Annotated in this window: 15 protein-coding genes and 1 pseudogene; 8 read left to right on the forward strand and 8 right to left on the reverse strand. The window is 45.2% G+C overall.

The window, feature by feature from the left end:
• The 8 genes from H6G17_RS27790 to murD all read left to right on the forward strand — a co-directional run.
• Nucleotides 1-204: bacteriocin (locus H6G17_RS27790; RefSeq protein WP_192161799.1), on the forward strand; the 204-nt coding region annotated here is incomplete at its 5' end.
• 75 nt (nt 205-279) lie between these two features.
• Nucleotides 280-546 carry a CTB family bacteriocin gene (locus H6G17_RS27795; RefSeq protein WP_192161800.1) on the forward strand — a complete coding sequence of 89 codons (267 nt, stop codon included), beginning with the start codon at nt 280-282 and terminating at the stop codon, nt 544-546.
• Nucleotides 547-654: 108 nt separating this feature from the next.
• Complete coding sequence (locus tag H6G17_RS27800) at nt 655-918, forward strand: CTB family bacteriocin (protein WP_192161801.1); 264 nt, start codon at nt 655-657, stop codon at nt 916-918.
• A 205-nt stretch (nt 919-1,123) separates the two neighbouring features.
• Nucleotides 1,124-1,345, forward strand: coding sequence for a hypothetical protein (locus H6G17_RS27805; protein WP_192161802.1), 222 nt, complete (start codon nt 1,124-1,126; stop codon nt 1,343-1,345).
• Nucleotides 1,346-1,457: 112 nt separating this feature from the next.
• Nucleotides 1,458-2,765, forward strand: coding sequence for an HlyD family efflux transporter periplasmic adaptor subunit (locus H6G17_RS27810; protein ID WP_192161803.1), 1,308 nt, complete (start codon nt 1,458-1,460; stop codon nt 2,763-2,765).
• Between the two features lie 100 nt (nt 2,766-2,865).
• Complete coding sequence (locus H6G17_RS27815; RefSeq protein ID WP_192161804.1) at nt 2,866-5,028, forward strand: peptidase domain-containing ABC transporter; 2,163 nt, start codon at nt 2,866-2,868, stop codon at nt 5,026-5,028.
• Between the two features lie 24 nt (nt 5,029-5,052).
• Complete coding sequence (locus tag H6G17_RS27820) at nt 5,053-5,373, forward strand: hypothetical protein (protein ID WP_192161805.1); 321 nt, start codon at nt 5,053-5,055, stop codon at nt 5,371-5,373.
• A gap of 199 nt (nt 5,374-5,572) precedes the next feature.
• Nucleotides 5,573-6,967 (forward strand): UDP-N-acetylmuramoyl-L-alanine--D-glutamate ligase, encoded by a 1,395-nt coding sequence (murD, locus tag H6G17_RS27825; protein ID WP_192161806.1) that lies wholly within the window; start codon nt 5,573-5,575, stop codon nt 6,965-6,967.
• An 11-nt stretch (nt 6,968-6,978) separates the two neighbouring features.
• Here the strand turns inward: murD and H6G17_RS27830 are convergent, their stop codons facing one another.
• From H6G17_RS27830 to H6G17_RS27865, 8 genes and pseudogenes are all read right to left on the reverse strand, one after another.
• The gene (locus H6G17_RS27830; RefSeq protein WP_242038628.1) at nt 6,979-8,808 is read right to left on the reverse strand and encodes a response regulator; all 1,830 of its coding nucleotides are present in this window, start codon (nt 8,806-8,808) and stop codon (nt 6,979-6,981) included.
• 133 nt (nt 8,809-8,941) lie between these two features.
• A pseudogene (locus tag H6G17_RS27835) lies at nt 8,942-13,321 on the reverse strand (response regulator); the annotation flags it as partial.
• A gap of 497 nt (nt 13,322-13,818) precedes the next feature.
• Nucleotides 13,819-14,475 carry an HAS-barrel domain-containing protein gene (locus H6G17_RS27840; protein WP_192161823.1) on the reverse strand — a complete coding sequence of 219 codons (657 nt, stop codon included), beginning with the start codon at nt 14,473-14,475 and terminating at the stop codon, nt 13,819-13,821.
• A gap of 102 nt (nt 14,476-14,577) precedes the next feature.
• Nucleotides 14,578-14,769 carry an NAD(P)H dehydrogenase subunit NdhS gene (locus H6G17_RS27845; protein ID WP_039713589.1) on the reverse strand — a complete coding sequence of 64 codons (192 nt, stop codon included), beginning with the start codon at nt 14,767-14,769 and terminating at the stop codon, nt 14,578-14,580.
• Nucleotides 14,770-14,910: 141 nt separating this feature from the next.
• Nucleotides 14,911-16,197, reverse strand: coding sequence for a rod shape-determining protein RodA (rodA, locus tag H6G17_RS27850; protein WP_192161809.1), 1,287 nt, complete (start codon nt 16,195-16,197; stop codon nt 14,911-14,913).
• Nucleotides 16,198-16,365: 168 nt separating this feature from the next.
• Nucleotides 16,366-17,436: an Mrp/NBP35 family ATP-binding protein gene (locus tag H6G17_RS27855; protein WP_192161810.1), complete on the reverse strand. Its 1,071-nt coding sequence runs from the start codon at nt 17,434-17,436 to the stop codon at nt 16,366-16,368.
• A 141-nt stretch (nt 17,437-17,577) separates the two neighbouring features.
• Nucleotides 17,578-18,375 carry a YdcF family protein gene (locus H6G17_RS27860; RefSeq protein ID WP_192161811.1) on the reverse strand — a complete coding sequence of 266 codons (798 nt, stop codon included), beginning with the start codon at nt 18,373-18,375 and terminating at the stop codon, nt 17,578-17,580.
• Nucleotides 18,376-18,439: 64 nt separating this feature from the next.
• Complete coding sequence (locus tag H6G17_RS27865; RefSeq protein ID WP_192161812.1) at nt 18,440-19,972, reverse strand: AAA family ATPase; 1,533 nt, start codon at nt 19,970-19,972, stop codon at nt 18,440-18,442.
• Nucleotides 19,973-20,208: the final 236 nt, after the last annotated feature.

Consider the following 20,208-nt stretch of genomic DNA (forward strand, 5'->3'; position numbering starts at 1 on the left):
GTAGCAGGTGGTTATTCTTGGGACGGCTACGGTGACAATTCTATCTACGATGCTTTGGGAACCAGCTTGAAAGAGAAGCAATCAGTGCAACACCTGAAAGTAGGGATTGCTTCGACTCGTCAAGGTAGCTATGTTGAGCAAGATTACTTGAATGCTAACCAAAGCTTTGAAACTGACGCTTTCAAATATTTCACCGCTAAATAATTGAGCTGCATAATTCTCGCATTGCAAACGTACAACACATTAAGTCACACAAACAACTTCAGGAGACTACTTACAATGATTAACGAAACCAACACCGAATTATTTGTCGAACTATCTGACGAACAACAACAATTAGTCGCAGGTGGTTATTCTTATCCCGGCGGTGGTGATGGTCAGTCTATCTATGACATTCTCAATACAAACTTGAAAGAAACGAAATCCGTACAACAACTCAAAGTCGGAATTGCTTCGACTCGCGACGGTAGCTATGTTGACCAAGAGTATCTGAATGCTAACCAAAGCTTTGAAACTGATGCTTTCAAGTTTTTCACCGCTAAATAGTTAGATTAACTAAACTCATCAGGTGTAATTCTCTCACCCAAACGAGAGAATTACCTCTCACCAAAAGCTAAATTAAGTCACACAAACAACTTCAGGAGACTACTTATAATGATTAACGAAACCAACACCGAATTATTTGTCGAACTATCTGACGAACAACAACAACTCGTAGCAGGTGGTTATTCTTGGGACGGCTACGGTGACAATTCTATCTACGATGCTTTGGGAACCAGCTTGAAAGAGAAGCAATCAGTGCAACACCTGAAAGTGGGAATCGCCTCGACTCGCGACGGTAGCTACGTTGAGCAAGACTACTTGAATGCCAACCACAAGTTTGAAACTGACGCTTTCAAGTATTTCACTGCCAAGTAATCGCTGAGAAAGATTACGGTGATGGATAGATGAATCAGTAGTACAGACTATCCACTAAACAACTCCAGAGCTTCCACTACCGTTTTCATTGCGCTTGGTTTGACTAGCTCAGTGCATAAATGAGAACAACCCAAGGTATGAAGTCTCTGGAAGTTTTTTATTATGACGAAATGAATGAGATTGTAACAATTGGAGAAAATTAACTATGTCTTTTCCGAAAAATCTATTATCAGAATTGTTTTTAGAATTAACCACAGAGCAACAAGAGTCCGTAGCTGGCGGCGCTAACTATACCGAAATTAATAAGGAAACTCATGAATCTACGGAACATGAAACAAGCCGCCAAACAGAATCAGACAATGGTAAGAAAGATCCATTTCATCATCCCTTCCTGCTTAAACCAATGTCAAGATTTTATATCTTCTAGAAAAGATTCATAACAAAAGCGTTAACTAGAAGTTTTCTTAGTAGCGATCGCAGTTACCTAACTTTTGCGCTCAACGTCTCAGACAAATGATGTAGTTTAAAGGTTCACAGTCATGGTTAGCGAAGTCAATCCAGAATCTCTACGAATAGTTGAAAGCGAAGAGTTTCTACCCTCAATTAGTCCTACAGTCACAATTGGCGGCGGAGTTCTGGTAGTTGCCTTCAGTGCAGCGGTATCTTTGGCTGCTACGCTCAACTACAACGTGACAGTTAAAGCACCTGCATCAATTCGCGGCGAAGTCCAAATCGTCCAATCGGCATCCGATGGCGTTGTCAGAAACATTACCGTCAAAGAAAACCAATTGGTGAAAAAAGGTGATGCGATCGCTTACGTTGACAATTCACAAATTTTAACTAGAAGAAACCAATTACTTGACAGCATTCAACAAAGCCGCTCTCAACTGAGACAAATTTCATCTCAGATGAGTTCCATCGATAGTCAAATTGCGGCAGAATCGAATTTATCAACTCGTTCGGTTGCCTCTGCCCAAGCAGAATTGCAACTACAACAAAGAGATTACCTTGCTAAACAACAGACATCAATAGCAGAAGTGCAAGTTGCTCAAGCCTCATTAGATCTGGCGCGAGAGGAGATGCAACGCTACCGACAACTAGCCGATACAGGCGCAATTCCCATATTACAAGTTAAAGAAAAAGAACAAGCTTATAAAGCGGCGCAGGCAAAAGTCAATCAAGCCAAAGCCAATCTCAACCCCAGTAATGCTACAGTCTCGATCGCCAACGAACGCATCGCCCAAGAAGAAGCACGGGGTATGGCAACTGTAGCCGCATTACAAAAAGAACGTAAAAACTTAATTAGTAACCAAATCGAATTACAAAACCAAGTTGCCCGCGACACCAAAGAAGTGCAACAAATGGGGGTAGAACTGAGCAAAACCATGATTCTCTCGCCCACCGATGGTACGGTATTAAAACTAGAGTTGCGCAACCCAGGACAGGTAGTTAGCACGGGACAAGCGATCGCCCAAATTTCTCGCACCAACTCGCGTTTAGATATCAAAACCTACGTCCCAGGCGCAGAGATTAGCAAGATTAAGCCAGGTCAGCAAGTTCAGATGCGCGTTTCCGCCTGTCCCTACCCCGACTACGGCACGCTTAAGGGTGTAGTCAAAACCGTGGCTCCCGATGTCGTGCCTACTGCTAGCGGTGCAGCTAGCGAGTCCTCAACTCCAGCAGGCGCATACGAAGTGACAATTCAGCCGAATACGTGGTTTGTCGGTACTGGCGATCGCCTGTGTCGATTACAACCTGGTATGGAAGGGACAGTAGACATTATTTCCAAATCCGAAACTCCATTACAATTCGTTTTACGTAAAGCAAGAATTCTTTCGGGTATCTAACAATAGTGGTGCGTGGTGAGTGGTGAGTGGTAAATTTTCCGACTCCCGACTCCCGACTCCCGACTCCCTAATAACTGATAACTGATTGCCTGCATCTATCATGGTTAGTCTGTTTAGGAAAAAATATCAAGCGATTTTACAAGCAAGTGAGGAAGATTGCGGCGCGGCTTGTTTGGCAACGATTTGCAAGCATTACGGCAAAGTTTTGAGCATTAACCGCAGTCGGGAAGCAGTCGGAACCGGACAACTGGGAACGACAATGTTAGGGTTGAAACGCGGTGCTGAAGCTTTAGGATTAAACGCGCGATCGGTCAAAGCATCGAGTGAGGTTTTAGACAAAATTCATGAAGTCCCTCTCCCAGCCATCATTCACTGGCAAGGCTATCACTGGATTGTCTTGTTTGGACGGCAAGGTAACAAATTTGTTGTTGCCGATCCCGCAGTCGGTCTTCGTTATCTCACCCGGCGAGAGTTGTTGGAAGCTTGGAGTGGAATCATGCTGTTGCTGGTTCCCGATCCAGACCGCTTCCATAATATGGGGGAAGAAGAAACTTCTGGCGGCTTTAGCCGCTTTTTCCGCAGAATTTGGCCCTATCGCCTGCTGTTGCTAGAAGCACTTGGGATCAATATTGTTTTAGGTTTACTTTCTTTAGCTAGCCCAATTTTAATTCAAATTCTTACAGATGATGTTCTCGTTCGGGGAGATATGCAGTTACTCACGGTGGTGGTAGCTGCTGTGATCGTGACCAACATTTTTAGCAGCACGATGGGACTGTTGCAATCAACCATGATCTCTCATTTCGGTCAGCGGTTGCAATTGGGATTGGTGTTAGAATTCGGTCGCAAACTCTTGCACTTGCCCTTAAGTTATTTTGAATCCCGTCGTAGTGGAGAAATTACCAGCCGTCTGCGAGATATTAGTGAAATTAACCAGTTGGTTTCGCAAATTGTCGCTCACCTACCCAGCCAGATTTTTATCGCGATAATTTCTTTCGCATTTATGGTATTTTATAGCTGGAAGCTAACACTTACCGTCTTGCTAGTAGGGATGGTAATGGCTTTTTCTACAATACCATTTTTGCCGACACTACAGCAAAAAACACGCAATCTTTTAATATTGTCAGCCGAGAATCAGGGCGTATTAGTAGAAACATTTAAAGGTGCGATGGTAATGAAAACCACAACAGCCGCACCTCAGTTCTGGGATGAATTTCAGAGCCGTTTTGGACGAATGGCGAATTTAACATTTAGTACGATTAAAATCGGTATTCTTAATAGTACTTTTACTCAACTTATTAGTAGTATTGGGGGCATTGCTTTATTAGGTTATGGTAGCGTCTTAGTGATTAAAAACGAACTCAGCATCGGTCAAATGCTGGCTTTTAATAGTATGCAGGGAAATGTCATCGGCTTAATTAGTTCTTTAATTGGACTGACTGATGAATATTTTCGGACTCAAACTGCGGTCACTCGCCTCTTAGAAGTGATTGATGCAACGCCGGAATCTGTAGGAGACACTTATAAACCATTTGCCAAAATTTTACCCGACGCTGACATTGAATGTTCGCATATTTGTTTTCATCATGCGGGACGGATAGATTTATTAGAAGATTTTTCAGTCACACTTCCTGGGGGCAAAATTGTTGCTTTGATCGGACAGTCGGGTTGTGGTAAAAGTACTTTATCAAAACTGATTTCGGGGTTGTACGAGCCGCAGTCGGGAAATATTCGGATTGGCTTATATAACTTGCAGGATTTATCGCTTGATTGTTTGCGTCAGCAAGTTGTCTTAATTCCTCAAGAACCCCACTTTTGGAGTCGATCGATTTTAGATAATTTCCGTTTAGGTAATCCTCATCTTGAGTTTGAACAAATAGTGAAAGCTTGTCAAATTGCCAATGCAGATGGCTTTATTAGCCAACTACCAAACAAATATCAGACAGTGTTAGGAGAATTTGGGGCGAACTTGTCTGGAGGACAGCGGCAGAGGTTGGCGATCGCCCGCGCTATTGTGAATAACCCACCCGTGCTGATCTTGGATGAAGCGACATCTGGACTCGATCCGATCGGCGAATTTGAAGTCTTGGAACGGCTGTTTGCTGCCCGTAAAGGCAAAACCACAATTTTGATTACTCACCGTCCTGCCGTGGTCGATCGCGCAGAGTGGGTGGTGTTAATGAATCAAGGTAAATTGGTCGTCCAAGGACCTCTATCAGAGTTGCGTCAAGCACCAGGGGAACATTTGAAATTTTTCTTACCTTAATCAGGAAATGGGGAGGAATATGCTATGTCTCAGATGACAGAAATTAAAGATACAGCACTATTTGTTGAATTATCCGATCGGGAACAAGAATCAGTAGCAGGTGGAGCGGGTTTACAAGATCTGTTTGGTCCTATAGTTTTCCAACAAACTGATATTGATACTTCCGCCGAGGCAACTACAAACTTCAATGACGGCAGTTCTTCGACTCGCCGGACTGGTTATAAAATGTCTCAAACTACGTTTGTGATGCCTCTACTATCTCTGTTCGGTGGCGGCGGTGGCGGACGGCGATCGCGTCGTTCTCGCATGAATATGTTTAGTTTATTGATGTCTCTGTTTAGCTAGTTGACTCGGGAGCAGGGAGCAGGGTGAGTGGCTGGTGGCTGGTGGCTGGTGACTAGAATTGCCTCCTTGTCTTCCTTGTCCCCCTTGTCTCCCTTATCTCCCTTATCCTTCCCTTACCTCTCACGCCTTGCATTGGCAAATTTCCCGTTAGCCCCTTACTATATAGAGTGCTTAGTCCAGGGATTTTGCTAATTAGCGTATGTCCAATGCTTGTGTAATCGGACTCGGAAAATCTGGTGTTGCTGCTGCCCGACTGTTGAAACGAGAGGGTTGGCAAGTGATACTGAGCGATCGCTCTGATTCTGCATCTTTGCGCCAACAACAGCAACAACTCGCAGCAGAGGGGATTCCAGTTCGTTTGGGTCATACTCCAAATTTAAACAGCACGGATTCACCCCAGTTAATTGTTGTCAGTCCCGGCGTACCTTGGGATGCAGACATCTTAAATCGTGCTAGAGAATTAGGGATCGAGACGATTGGTGAAATGGAACTGGCTTGGCGCTATCTCAACGCTGTTCCCTGGGTAGGAATCACCGGTACTAACGGCAAAACCACAACGACAGCTTTAGTTGCTGCAATCTTTCAAACCGCCGGACTCAACGCCCCCGCCTGTGGGAATATCGGTCATGCCGTCTGCGATGTAGCTTTGGAATTCCAAAATAATAGTAGGGGCGTACAGCCGTGCGCCCCTACTAAATATCCCGATTGGATAATTGCCGAAATCAGCAGCTATCAAATTGAATCTGCTCCCTCGGTTGCACCGCGTATCGGTGTTTGGACGACATTTACACCCGATCACCTCAGCCGCCACAAGACTTTAGAGCGATATTACGACATTAAAGCGCACCTGGTGCATCAATCCCAATTGCAAGTGATTAATGGCGATGATGCTTTCTTGAGTCAGGAGAAGATGAATGATTGGCAGGATGCTTACTGGACGAGTGTAAAAGGTAAAGCTTTCCTCAATTGCAATCCCGATTTAGGCACTTATATTGAAGATGGTTGGGTCATCTTTGGGCAAGAGCAGATCGTGCAGGTGTCGGCGTTGCGAATGGTAGGCGCGCACAACTTACAAAATCTGCTGATGGCGGTGGCGGTGGCGCGATTGGCAGGAATTGACAAAGAGGCGATCGCCACTGCAATAGCTACATTTCCAGGCGTTCCCCACCGCTTAGAACACATTTGCACTTGGCAAGGAATTGATTTTATCAACGATAGCAAGGCAACTAACTACGATGCGGCTCAAGTTGGGTTATCTTCTGTCACTAGCCCTGCAATTCTGATTGCTGGCGGCGAAGCAAAAATTGGTGATGACTTGGCATGGTTGCAAACAATTCAAGCTCAAGCCGCCGCCGTCTTACTCATTGGCGATGCTGCGCCAGCTTTTGCCTTACGTTTATCTCAAGTGGGTTACAACAATTACGAGATTGTGGAAACGATGGCGCGTGCCGTGTCTAGAGCCGCAGAATTAGCTCCACAATATCAGGCACGGGTTGTCTTGCTTTCTCCTGCCTGTGCCAGTTTCGATCGCTACCAAAACTTCGAGCAACGCGGCGATGATTTTCGGCAATTGTGTGTGCAGTTATTGCAATAACTGACAACTGTTCACTGAGAACTGACAACTGACTGCTGCTTGATTAACTCCGCTACGGCTGCAATGAGAGCAGTAGATTCTACAGGCTTAGTAATGTGCTGTTGAAATCCTGCTGCTAGCGATCGCGATCTGTCTTCTGGCTTCGCGTGAGCAGTTAGAGCGATCGCGGGAATGTGCTTATCTCCTGGTTGCTCGGTGGCTCGGAGCTGCTGAATGAATTGATAGCCATCGGTTTCTGGCATGGCAATATCGCTAATTAAGATATCGGGGCGATCGCGTTCTAGATAGGCGATTGCATCTGCTGCTGAAGAAACTGTCGTGACGGTTGCACCTGCTTGTTCGAGCGCAAATTTAATGAAGTCGCGGCTATCGTTGTTATCCTCGACAACTAGCGCGTTTACCCCATCCAGTAATGAATTTAACTTTGATTCATCATTTGCAGTCAAGTTAATGAGATTGGGAGTCGCTGTAGAGAGAGAAGTCGCTGTAGAAGGACTATTTGCTAGTGGTAGCCGTACTGTAAACGTTGTTCCCTTGCCTTCTCCCTCGCTGTGAGCTTCAATCGTGCCACCATGTAGAGTCACCAGTTGTCGTACGATCGCCAGTCCTAACCCCAGTCCGCCAAAAGCGCGAGTGATCGAACTGTCTGCTTGACGAAAGCGATCGAAAATTTGCGGCAGAAATTCGGGACGAATGCCAATTCCTGTATCGATAATTTGAATTTGAGCGTAGGTGGTAATTGGTAATTGGTAATTGGTAATTGGTAATTGGTAGTTGGTAGTTGGTAGTTGGTAGTTGACTGTTGTTGCTCCTCTGCTCCTCTGCTCCTCTGCTCCTCTGCTCCCCTGCTCCCTGCTCGTCCCTGCTCCCTGCTCCCTACTTTCTTGACTCAGCCGTATATCGATCTGCCCTTTTTCGGGAGTGAATTTAACTGCATTGGAGAGTAAATTCCAAATAATTTGTCGCAGGCGGGTTGGATCGGCGGCGATTGTTTTTGCTGCTGGATCGAGGTGCGTGTGGAGTTGTAGCGATTTCTCCTCAAGCTGGGGACGAATTGATTCTAATAGCAATTCAATTGTGGCGATCGCGTTTACAGGTTGAATGGATAGCTGCACTTTCCCACGCATCAACCTAGACATATCGAGAATGTCATCAATTAGTTGTGCTTGAGATTTGGCATTACGTTCGATGATCTTAAGTGCTTGACACAATTTAGCTTCATCAAACTTCCGCATCTGCATCAGTTGCGACCAGCCTAAAATTGAGTTCAAGGGCGATCGCAATTCGTGAGAAACAACCGCCAAAAATTCATCTTTCATTAAGTTAGCTGCTTCTGCTTGCTGCCGAGCAGCTTGGGCTTGAAATATTTCTAAATTCTTAGCAACCAATTGAGCTGCTTGACGCTGCACCTCTAAATTCTTTTTAAATAGCTCGACAAATACCGCAACTTTAGATGTTAATATAATTGGCTCGATCGGTTTGAGTAAATAATCCACTGCACCTAGAGCGTATCCTTTCGATTTCAGGTCGTCGCTATCGCTAATTGCCGTGAGAAAAATAATCGGTGTATGGCGCGATTGTTCTCTTTGTCGAATCAGACTTGCTGTTTCAAATCCATCCATTTCAGGCATTTGTACGTCTAGCAGGATGACAGCAAAATCTTGCTCTAGTAGACATTTCAGGGCTTGTTTACCGGAATAAGCTTTGACTAAATTCTGCCCTAAACTGTTAAGCGTTGCCTCCAGTGCTACAAGATTTTCGGGATAATCGTCTACTAATAAGACGTTAATTTTAGGTTCGGACTTCATGGCATGAGCGACAGCTAAGAGAGTGGCGAACAATCTATTTTTGCTTCAAATTGTATAGTTTAATGCATATATTCTCTCTATCTAACGATAGAGTAAGGGACTAAGAATACATCTACCCTTGGGTCAAAATTTCTATCTCCCTCCGATTAGATTTAAGCCTGCGAGCTTAACGCTGTAGCCACACTCTTAGCAGCGAGAATAGTTGCTCTGTATCGATTGGTTTAGAAATGTAATCGGAAGCTCCGACTTCAAGGCACTTTTCGCGATCGCCTTGCATTGCTTTAGCTGTCAGCGCCACAATTGGCAGTTTCGCAAATCGCTCGATCTGCCGTATAGCTCGGATCGTGTCATACCCGTCCATTTCTGGCATCATAATGTCCATTAATACAATGTCAATATCTGGATTGTTTTGAATCTGAAGAATACCTTCTCGACCGTTTTCTGCATATATCACTTGCATCTGCTGACGTTCTAGGATGCTGGTGAGTGCAAAAATATTTCGCATATCATCATCGACAACCAAGGCTTTCTTGCCTGCTAGGACGGAATCGTTTTGCTGCAACTGCTCTAACATCAACCGCTTAGGTGTAGGTAGATTAGCTTGTGTTTGATGTAAAAATAACGTAGTTTCCTCCAGCAAGCGTTCTGGCGATCGCGCCTTTTTGAGAATCGAGCTACCTGACAAGCGGTGTAGTTCGATTTCTTCTTCAGAAGTGAGCTGCCTGGGAGTATAAACAATGATGGGTAGATTTTTCAACAACGGTTCTTGCTTGAGCCGATCGATCAATTCAAATCCGTTGGTGTCTGGCAAGGCTAAATTCAAGACTAAACAATCAAAATGACCTGATTGGAGAGCTTCGAGCGCAGCTGCGCCTGTTTCTACTACCTGAATTGCGATATCGCTTTCCTCAATCAAGTCGAGCATAGTGCGACGCTGCGATTCATCGCGCTCGACGATTAACAGGTTTTTTACAGAGCGATTGACAAACTCTTGAATTTGAGACAACGTATCTAATAATGCAGCGTTGCTAATTGGTTTTTGCAAATAGGCGATCGCACCTTGTTTTAATCCTCGTTGTGGAGTTTCTTCAACCGAAATGATATGTACAGGAATGTGACGGGTATCGGGATTGTGTTTGAGGCGATCGAGTACCGTCCAACCATCGACAATTGGCAAGCGAATATCGAGCGTAATCGCCGTGGGTTGAAATTGCTGTGCTAGTGCTAAACCAACATTACCCCGCGTGGCAACTAACACCTTAAAGCCTTGTTGACGGGCTGCATCCATTAATATACGCACGAATTTGAGATCGTCTTCGATAATTAGCAGCGTGCGATCGCCTGGTTGAATGACATCGCGATCGTCCTCAACAGCTCTTTCCTCTAATAAATTCGAGATTTGAGATTCGACGAGCGATACGACTTCAGGCGGGGAAGTTGGGAGTGCGGGTAGAGGGTTAGTTGGAGCTAATGATGGAGCTGCATGTTGCTCTACCGTCCGACTTACCATTTGTGGCAAATAGAGCGTAAATGTACTGCCCCGACCGAGTTCGCTCCTCAGTTGAATTTCACCACCTAACAAGCGAGCGATCTCGCGGCTGATTGATAAACCTAAACCCGTCCCTCCGTATCGGCGAGAGGTCGTACCGTCTGCCTGCTGAAATGCTTCAAAAATAATTTGCTGTTTGTCGGGTGCAATGCCGATGCCTGTATCGGTGACTGAGAAAGCAATTACACCTGCTTCTCCTGGTGGTGCTTCTCTAGCAGCACGATTGAGAACTTCTTGTTCCGCACTCCAACCTGCAAGTGCTGGGGTAACATTTAAGCGTACGGAGCCAGCGTCAGTGAATTTGAAGGCATTGGAGAGCAAATTTTTCAAAACTTGCTGCAAGCGTTTGGGGTCGGTATAAAGCGTACGGGGTAATCGCTCGTCAAACTGAATTTCAAATTTGAGTTGGCGATCGCCTGCGACTTGACGAAATGTCCGCTCTATGTTCTCCCGCAAATGAGTAAATCTAACTGGTTCGATATCCACAGACATTTTGCCCGACTCGATTTTAGCAAGGTCGAGAATATCGTTAATTAATTCTAATAAATCGTTGCCAGAGGAGTGAATTGTTCGAGCGTATTCTACTTGTTTGTCGGTAAGATTTCGGTCTTGGTTATCAGCTAATAGGCGTGCCAAAATTAGCAAACTGTTGAGAGGCGTTCGTAATTCATGTGACATATTTGCCAAAAACTCAGACTTATATTTAGAACTTAAGGCGAGTTGTGCGGCTTTGTCTTCTAGCGATCGCCGTGCTTGTTCGATCTCTTGATTTTTCCGTTCGACTTCGCGATTTTGTAATGCCAATAGTTCAGCCTTTTCTTGTAATTCGGCATTGGTTTGTTGCAATTGTTCTTGTTGCTTTTTGAGCAATTCTTCTGAAGCTGTCAGCGATTTTGCTTGTTGTTCTAATCGCTGGTTAGTTCCTGTCAGTTCTTTTTGTTGAGATTGTAATTCCTCTGCTAAAGACTGGGATTGTTTCAATAGCTCTTCAGTCCGCATACTAGCGGCGATCGTATTGAGTACGATCGCAATGCTTTCAGTTAACTGATCGAAGAATGTGAGGTGGATTTCATTGAACCGATTGAAGGAAGCTAACTCGATAACAGCGGTAACTTGCCCTTCAAATAATACGGGCAGAACCACAGCATTCATTGGTGCTGCTTCTCCCAAGCCGGAGCTAATTTTAATATAATTCGACGGCACTTCAGTAATTAAAATGCGTTCTTTTTCCAATGCACATTGCCCCACTAATCCCTCACCCAAATAGAAACGGTTAGCTAAATGTTTGCGTTCTCGATAGGCATAAGTGCTAATTAATTTCAGGTAAGGCGGATGGTTCTCGCTACTTTCCATCAAGTAGAAAACTCCATGCTGTGCTGAAACCAGAGGCGCTAATTCTGACAAAATCAGCTTGGACACGGTTTCTAAATCGCGCTGTCCTTGCAACATCCGCGTGAATTTGGCAAGGTTGGTCTTCAGCCAGTCTTGTTCGGTATTTTTCTGCGTTGTTTCGCGTAGATTGGCGATCATTTGGTTGATATTGTCTTTGAGAGCAGCAACTTCTCCTAAAGCTTCAACGGCGATCGATCGCGTTAAATCGCCTTTGGTTACAGCCGTTGCCACTTCGGCGATCGCTCTTACCTGCGTGGTTAAATTTGCTGCTAGCTCGTTCACGTTGTCGGTTAAGTCGCGCCATGTTCCTGACGCACCTGGGACTTTTGCTTGTCCGCCGAGTTTTCCTTCGATTCCGACTTCTCTCGCCACTGTCGTTACCTGTGCGGCAAATGTCGCCAGAGTATCGATCATTTCGTTGATTGTCTCGGCAAGCGTTTCAATTTCGCCCTTGGCATCTAGCATCAGCTTGCGCTTGAGATCGCCATTGGCTACCGAGGTAACAACCCTAGCAATGCCTCGTACCTGTGCCGTGAGGTTGCTTGCCATTGAATTCACGTTGTCGGTTAAATCTTTCCAAGTTCCCGCTACACCCGTGACTTGTGCCTGTCCGCCTAATTTCCCTTCCGTACCGACTTCCCGCGCTACCCGCGTTACCTCAGAAGCAAAGGAACTGAGTTGATCCACCATTGTATTGATGGTATTTTTCAGATCTAAGATTTCGCCCTTTACGTCTACCGTAATTTTTTTAGATAAATTACCATTGGCGATCGCTGTGGCAACTTCTGCTATATTTCGTACCTGTGCTGTGAGATTGCCTGCCATTAAATTGACGTTATCGGTTAAATCTTTCCAAGTGCCACCGACACCCCGCACGTATGCTTGTACCCCTAATTTTCCTTCCGTGCCGACTTCCCGCGCCACCCGCGTCACTTCTGAGGCAAACGAGTTGAGCTGATCCACCATTGTATTAATGGTGTTTTTCAACTCTAGAATTTCACCCTTTACATTTACCGTAATTTTTTTGGATAAGTCGCCATTTGCTACGGCTGTCGTGACTTCAGCAATATTTCGTACCTGTGCTGTCAGGTTACCTGCCATTGAGTTGACGCTATCGGTTAAATCTTTCCAAGTGCCTGCCACACCTCGCACGTCTGCTTGCACGCCCAATTTTCCCTCGGTTCCCACATCCCGCGCCACCCGTGTCACTTCTGAGGCAAACGAGTTCAGTTGACCGACCATCTTATTTACAATTTGCGCTGTTTGCAAAAACTCGCCCTGTAACGGGTTTCCGGCAATGTCTGTAGCGATCGCTTGTGACAAATCGCCATTAGCCACTGCCCGAATCACGCGAGTTGTCTCTGCCATCGGCTGCACCAAGTCAGTAATCAAGGTATTGACTGAATTGACACATGCTTGCCAAGATCCTTTTGCCCCGTTATTCGATACTCGCTCGTAAATTTTGCCCTCTTTGCCAACCACCGTGCTAATTCGCGCTAGCTCGGTTGTCATCTGCTCGTTTGTCTCAATAATATCGTTGAGGGTATCCGCAATCTTGCCAGCAATGCCTGTTTGTTCGCTAGAGATCCGAACGGAAAAATTACCCTTTTTAACTTCTAGTAATGTTTGCAGGAGTTGCTTGAGGTCGAGAGCATCGCTATCAGGGTTATCTGTGGCAGTCGTCATAGTGACTCAATACTGAAATGGAGACGTGTGAGGAATCTGTTGTAGCGTGAGAGAAAAAATTTCCTTCAAGCAACACCTAAGTATTGACTGGGTGTTGACAGATTTTCGTCTTCCATCGTAAGGATAAAACTAATACAACCGCGATCCGCCTTAAGGTAGAAAATAGCTGATGGGCGGGCTTGGGGGGCAGCATAAACTAAAAACTTTTCGGTTAGGTATCCATAGTTCTTGGAGATCCCCCTCAATCCCCCTTGTTAAAGGGGAAATCAATCCATTCTTAGCCCCCCTTTTTCAGGGGGGTTGGGGGGATCGAATCAAAACCTGCAATGTATCAGCACAGACTACAACTAAATAACTATTCTCTACTCCTGTAGGGGCGGGTTTGGAAACCCGCCCCTACAGCTCCCTGCTCCCTACTAGGGATGTATTTGGCTCAAAATGTAGCGCAAGCGATCGTAGTCGTCTTTGAGGAGGGTGCTGAGGGTGCGTCCGGCTTGGACTAACCATTGTCGATCGGCTTTGCGTAACTGATAGACCTCTCGAATCGCGGCAGCGGTTAAAGCTTCTACAGGCGCACCTTGAACTTGTAATAGAGTGCGTAGAAAATCCAGGCGATCGCTAAATAAAATGACATCTTCTGGCTGACAGCTATACACAGCTTGGTGAATTTGTGGCGGACGAGGCGGAAGGTATTGATAAACTTGACGTTGAGCGCGTTTTGAGGCTTTCGCTGGCTCAAAACCGATAATGGCAGCGCGAAATTCAGTTTTGAGCATGGCAAAAATTTGCGGCTGCTGTTCGCGCAACTCCATGAGAGATAATCCTAAAGCCCTTGCCCGATGGATTGAGTCGATCGGCATGGTAGTAGCGTAATAAACTACCCCATAAACTTGATTTCCTGATTCATCATCCGCAGACTTTACCCAACTACCAAAAGGTGGCATCACCGGAAAGCTCAAATCTTCTGGTTCCAAGCATTGAGCTAAAAATTCCGTTGTCGAAGTTTCGATCACTTCAGCTATGTAACTGGGGTGGCGATCGCCTGTCGCAAATTGAGGTAGGGGAAGACGCATACTAGGAATTGGTAATAGGTAATAGGTAATGGGTAATAGGTAATGGGCGATCGTCGATCGCAACGAACGATCGACAACTACCAACCACCAACTAGCAAATACCTATTTTCCTTTTTTCCGAGTCACTTCGACTGCTTCTAGTTCTGATTGATTAAAAGTAATAAGTTTGTCCCAGTTACCACCTTCAAACAATACAGCAACTTTACCATCAGTAATTCTCTGCACTAGCCCTTGATAACCGTAGTAAGTATCGTTAGGGTTCTTAACGCGCACAGTTACACCTGGCAGAATCATAGCTTTTCCTCTTTGTTAACACCGATAATTTAAATTTTCTCTTATAAGTGTAGTGATGTCAGTTATCAGTTATCAACGGAAAGGGAACGGTTAATTCCGAATTCCGAAGTCAAGCAGGCGGATGACGAGGTTTTCTCGTCATTAAAGCCGCGTCGAATTCCGAATTCTCCCTCGCTCCTTTCTCTTTGGACGATGGTTGGCGACGGATTGCACGATACCGATCGCAATCCAATTAGTCAGCAGTGCCGATCGCCCGTAACTCATCCAAGGTAAAGGAATTCCCGTGACGGGCGCAAGCCCAATTGTCATGCTGATATTGACGATGACTTGGAACACAATCATGGAAAACACGCCGATGACAAGCAGGGAGCCAAAATCATCTTTGGCGCTTTGGGCAATCAATACCAAGCGCCAGCAAATTAACCAAAAGATAAATAGTAAAACAAGGCAACCAATAAAGCCCCATTCTTCGCCTACTGCTGAAAAGATAAAGTCCGTATGCTGTTCGGGAATAAAATTGAGTTGGGTTTGCGTACCTTGGTAAAGTCCTTGTCCCCATAATTGCCCGGAACCAATGGCAATTCGCGATTGTATTAAATGATAACCGCCGCCAAGAGGATCTTTCTGTGGGTCGAGAAATAAAATGATGCGGTCTTTTTGATAGTCTTTGAGCAATCCCCAGAGAATGTGTCCTAATTCTCCTGCCAGAAAGTTAATTCCAATCGCTCCAACTGCCGACAACCACCGCCAAGGCATAGTCGCAAGCGCGATCGCTCCCATTGCTACCGCCCAGATGCACCAAGCTGGTAAAGAGACGTTAAATAGAATAACTGCCACAATCGGAGAAATTAATAGGATCAACCAGCCAGGATTGACATTACCCCAATAGAGCATTCCGAGAGTTATTGCCCCAAAAACCAAAGATGTCCCTAAATCTGGCTGTGCGAATACTAAAACCCAAGGCACAGCTGTAACTAACAAAGCTCGAAGCACGCTAGGAATTTTCCCCGCACTACGGGATTGTAATAATGCTGCTAGGGTGATAATCATCCCAACTTTGGCAAATTCTGAGGGTTGGAGATTAAACCCAGCAACGCTAATCCAGCGTTGAGCGCCTTTGGCACTGATTCCAGCTAGCATGACCGCAATCAGAGATACATTCGTGACTGCATAAGTCAACCAGTGCCAGCGCAAGAGAAAATCGTAGCGGCAAAGCGATAGAAAGAAAGCCAATGCCAATCCTACACCACCAAACAGCCAATGCTGCCACCAATCGGTAATTCCTTGGTTTAACTCTGCACTGCGAATAGAAATGCCACCAAATATTGTGATGCTTACAGTCAGCGCCAACAGCCACCAGTCTACCTGCTGCCAAGGGGCAAGCAGTAATTTCCAAGGAACAGAAAATATGAATCTTTTTAACAGCATGGACAAGGATTGAGGATAGGGACAAATTACGACTAATTCATGGTTCCCTTTTCATAGTCTAAATTTAGCTTTTTCTAATTTCTGTAGGGGCGGGTATGAAGTGCAGATTCACTCCCATAGCTGCCAATCTTTTGCTAAATCTGCCCCTACGAATTCTGATATCGCTTGCTAAGTTAATGCTGCTACCGAGACTTTACCCGCGATCGCCATTGCTACTGCCATTAAAGCTTTAGCAGAGGCAGACTCAGGCTCTGCAACAACAATGGGAATACCGCGATCGCCTCCTTGACGCAAGGAAATTTCTAACGGGATGCAGCCTAACAGGGGTATGCCTAGTTCTTTAGCTGTTTTTTCTCCACCACCAGAACCAAAAATGTCGTAGTGTTTATCTGGCGCGTCGGGGGGAATAAAGTAGCTCATATTTTCCACAATTCCCAATACTGGAACTTGCATCTGTTGAAACATCCGCAAGCCTTTGCGAGAATCTAACAATGCTACATTTTGGGGTGTCGTGACAATTACCGCACCCGCCATCGGGACGGCTTGCGTTAGCGTTAGTTGAGCATCTCCGGTTCCAGGTGGCATGTCTACAATCAAATAATCTAATTCTCCCCACTGAACTTGATAGAGAAATTGGCGAATAATTCCATTGAGCATCGGTCCCCGCCAAATTACGGGTTGGTCTTTGTCAATGAGAAAACCCATCGAGACTAACTTCACACCGTGATTGAAAACCGGATCGAGAACTTCCCCTTTCTCGCCTTGGCGTACTGCTACCTGTGCTTGTTCTAGTCCCAGCATAGTAGGCGCGTTAGGACCGTAAATGTCTGCATCCAACAATCCGACTTTTGCCCCCGATTGTGCTAAAGCAACGGCAACATTGACTGCAACGGTACTTTTACCCACACCACCTTTACCGCTAGAAATTGCCAAAATATTTTTCACTCCAGCAATTCCCGTGCGATCGGGTAAACCTTTCTGTTGCGGCGTTTCTGCTGTTACGTCTACCGCAACTTCGGTGACTCCTGGTAGCTGCTTGACAGCTTTTTGGCAGTCTTCAACAATAAACTCTCGTAACGGGCAAGCTGGAGTTGTCAAAACCAAAGTGAAGCTGACTTTGCCATTGTCAATTTTGACATTGCGGATCATGTTCAGTTCTACTAGGCTTTTGCGGAGTTCCGGATCTTGCACGGGGCGCAAAACTTCTAATACAGAGCTGGTACTAAGGGTATCGAGCATGACATTCTTCACTCTCTAAGGCTGCTTTGCTATCTATTTGCATCTTAGCGGTCAGCGTAGAGTCAAAGTCGATCCATCCCAAAGGCTTTGTCAATGGTGTGAATGGTGAAATGGTTATGAGTCAGTCGGACTTATCGCCGATTACAACCAACCGCGCAACCAATAAATGACTATTCCGATGTATTCTTTGAGAGTTTGAGTGAATAAAAATAAACTACTGGCATCTGGTAACAAACTCAGTATTTTAGCTTCGGGCGAACTCGCTAGTTCTTGAAACTCTTGAGTAGACACTTGAAAATCAGTAGGAGCGGGAATAGCAGCTATTCTCAAACGTTTGAATATTGACAACGATCGCGGCATATGCATTGCTGAAGTGACTAATAAAATCTGGCGAATACCTCGCTGTGTCAGAATTTGACGCACGTTAACTGCATTTTCGTAAGTATTGCGAGATTTGGGTTCCTCAACGATCGCTGACTCCGGTACGCCCATGTTCTTCAGTAGGGCTGCCATATCAGTTGCTTCAGCAGAATCATTCCCGTACCACTCAATTCGTCCTCCACTGAGAATTATTACAGGTGCTTTACTCTGCTGATAGAGATAAGCAGCATAGAGGAGGCGATCGCCGCCTTCATTCACCTCTACAGTTGGGCGTGGTGGTGTTGACGTTCTGGTGACACCACCCAAAACCACGATCGCATCCGCATTTGGTACGGAGTTGAGTGGCAAATGCTGCCACTCTAGCGATCGCGCGAAAGAACGAGCAGCCCAGCTATTACCCCCTACCAGTAAAATTATGAGAGCAAGAGCGATTGCGATCGCTGCCCCGCGCGTTTTTTTACCCCACAACAACAATACCAACCCCACCACTAAAAGCACGCAGGCTATTCCCAACGGGTAGAGAAATAGTGGTAGCAGTTTCGATAGGAAGAGAAACATTTAGTTAGTTGTTGGTTGTTGGTTAATAGTTGGTGATTTTGACTTTTAACTTTTGACTTTTGAATTACGTATTCAATTGAGTTTCTACAGGCTGTGTCGTGTCAATTGTGGTGACGTATTGTTTTTCAGTGTCGGAAAAAGGCTCGGCGGTGGCTTGTTGAGACTCTAATAAGTCAACAGTAGCATCGGCAATGTCTCCGGTGCGCTGTTGCAGCCGTTGGCGCAAGACTTCTACTGGTGCGGTACAGTGGAAAATTTGTAGAGGAATTTGACGGGCTTCTGCTTGGGCGATCGCCTCTTGACGTAAAGCGGCGCGATCGTATTTGGCATCTAAAATGACTGTAAAGCCCTCACCTGCTAGCAGCAGTCCTAAATCTAACAGTCTTTGATAGGTTTTTTGATGCCATTCGTCGGTATAAATTTCATCTCCCCCGCGCTGTTCTAAGGGAATTCCAGCTAAATGCTTGCGAACGGCATCAGAACGAACGTGAATTGCCCCTAGTTGTCGCGCTAGTTGCTTCGCTACCGTACTCTTACCCGCACCCGATAGCCCAGACATGAGAATTAATTTGCCTTGACGAGGTTTGGTATATTCCCAAGCTTGGCGATAATAGTTTGCTGCTGTTTTTGCCGACTCTTCCTTTACAGCTGCGGGTACACCTGGATCGTCCAGCAAAAATGAATTGACTTTGGCGCGCACGTATGCTTGACGGCTGAGGTATAAAGGATAGACTTGCAATCCGTCCCAATCACCTGTTTGCTCTAAATATGTATTTAAAAAGATATTCCCTAAGTCCTTGCGCCCCCGTGCTTCAAAATCCATTACGGCAAACGCTACGTCATACATTACGTCTACAAATCGAAATGGCTCGTTAAATTCAATGCAATCAAATAATAAAATTTTGTCATGCCATAGACAAATATTTTGCATGTATAAATCGCCGTGACATTCGCGAATAAAGTCACCTGCCATGCGGCTTTTAAATAATGACTCTTTCTCGGCAAAAAACTTATCTGTATACGCTTTTGTTTCGTCAAACTGTTTTTGTGTCTGTGCTTTGCTAATATATTTTTCTGATTGCTCATAGTTCTCATCAAAAGCTTGGCGAACTTGGGCTACTTCCCCAAACCTACGAATATAGTCGTTAGTTACAGCCTTTTCATGATATTTTGCTACAACTCGTCCTAAGTCAGCCATCAATTTTTCATCAATTTTTTCCTGAAGAAACATGTTGATTAGCAACATATTTTGGGGAAACTGACGCATTTTTAATACGTATTCTATAGGCTCTTCCGTACCTCCTAGTTGGTACTGTTGTTCGTTTTTAGTAATTGGTAAAACTTCCAAATAAAGCTCGGCTGCGCCTCTTTGATTTAAGCGTAATTCTTCTTGACAAAAATGCTTTCTTGATTCCAGCGTTGAATAGTTTAAAAAACCAAAATTCATTGGCTTTTTCACTTTATAAGCATACTCTCCAGTTAATAACACGTAAGAAATGTGCGTCTGAATCAGTTGAATTGGTTCTTGCACTGGATGAGGGTAAAACCCAGGTTGCATCATTTGTTGAATCGAAGCGGGAATTGAAGCTGCTGTCATTTCTTTCCTCTGTATTTTTTAAATCAATTTGCCCTTCGACTTTAGCAGAAGAGATCCCCCCAACCCCCCGATGAATTGGGGGGCTATGATTCCCCTCTTTTGAAGAGAGGCTATGATTCCCCTCTTTTGAAGAGAGGCTATGATTCCCCTCTTTTGAAGAGAGGCTATGATTCCCCTCTTTTGAGGAGAAGCTACGATTCCCCCCTTTTTAAGGGGGGCTAGGGGGGATTTACGAG

Source organism: Chroococcidiopsis sp. [FACHB-1243] (assembly GCF_014696895.1).
Classification (GTDB): Bacteria; Cyanobacteriota; Cyanobacteriia; order Cyanobacteriales; family Chroococcidiopsidaceae; genus Chroococcidiopsis.

Excerpts from the sequence above, each read along its gene's own strand:
- H6G17_RS27795 (WP_192161800.1), top strand. The coding sequence starts at position 280 with ATGATTAACGAAACCAACACCGAATTATTTGTCGAACTATCTGACGAA.
- H6G17_RS27800 (WP_192161801.1), top strand. The coding sequence starts at position 655 with ATGATTAACGAAACCAACACCGAATTATTTGTCGAACTATCTGACGAA.
- H6G17_RS27805 (WP_192161802.1), top strand. The coding sequence starts at position 1,124 with ATGTCTTTTCCGAAAAATCTATTATCAGAATTGTTTTTAGAATTAACC.
- H6G17_RS27810 (WP_192161803.1), top strand. The coding sequence starts at position 1,458 with ATGGTTAGCGAAGTCAATCCAGAATCTCTACGAATAGTTGAAAGCGAA.
- H6G17_RS27815 (WP_192161804.1), top strand. The coding sequence starts at position 2,866 with ATGGTTAGTCTGTTTAGGAAAAAATATCAAGCGATTTTACAAGCAAGT.
- H6G17_RS27820 (WP_192161805.1), top strand. The coding sequence starts at position 5,053 with ATGTCTCAGATGACAGAAATTAAAGATACAGCACTATTTGTTGAATTA.
- murD (WP_192161806.1), top strand. The coding sequence starts at position 5,573 with ATGTCCAATGCTTGTGTAATCGGACTCGGAAAATCTGGTGTTGCTGCT.
- H6G17_RS27840 (WP_192161823.1), bottom strand. The coding sequence starts at position 14,475 with ATGCGTCTTCCCCTACCTCAATTTGCGACAGGCGATCGCCACCCCAGT.
- H6G17_RS27845 (WP_039713589.1), bottom strand. The coding sequence starts at position 14,769 with ATGATTCTGCCAGGTGTAACTGTGCGCGTTAAGAACCCTAACGATACT.
- rodA (WP_192161809.1), bottom strand. The coding sequence starts at position 16,197 with ATGCTGTTAAAAAGATTCATATTTTCTGTTCCTTGGAAATTACTGCTT.
- H6G17_RS27855 (WP_192161810.1), bottom strand. The coding sequence starts at position 17,436 with ATGCTCGATACCCTTAGTACCAGCTCTGTATTAGAAGTTTTGCGCCCC.
- H6G17_RS27860 (WP_192161811.1), bottom strand. The coding sequence starts at position 18,375 with ATGTTTCTCTTCCTATCGAAACTGCTACCACTATTTCTCTACCCGTTG.
- H6G17_RS27865 (WP_192161812.1), bottom strand. The coding sequence starts at position 19,972 with ATGACAGCAGCTTCAATTCCCGCTTCGATTCAACAAATGATGCAACCT.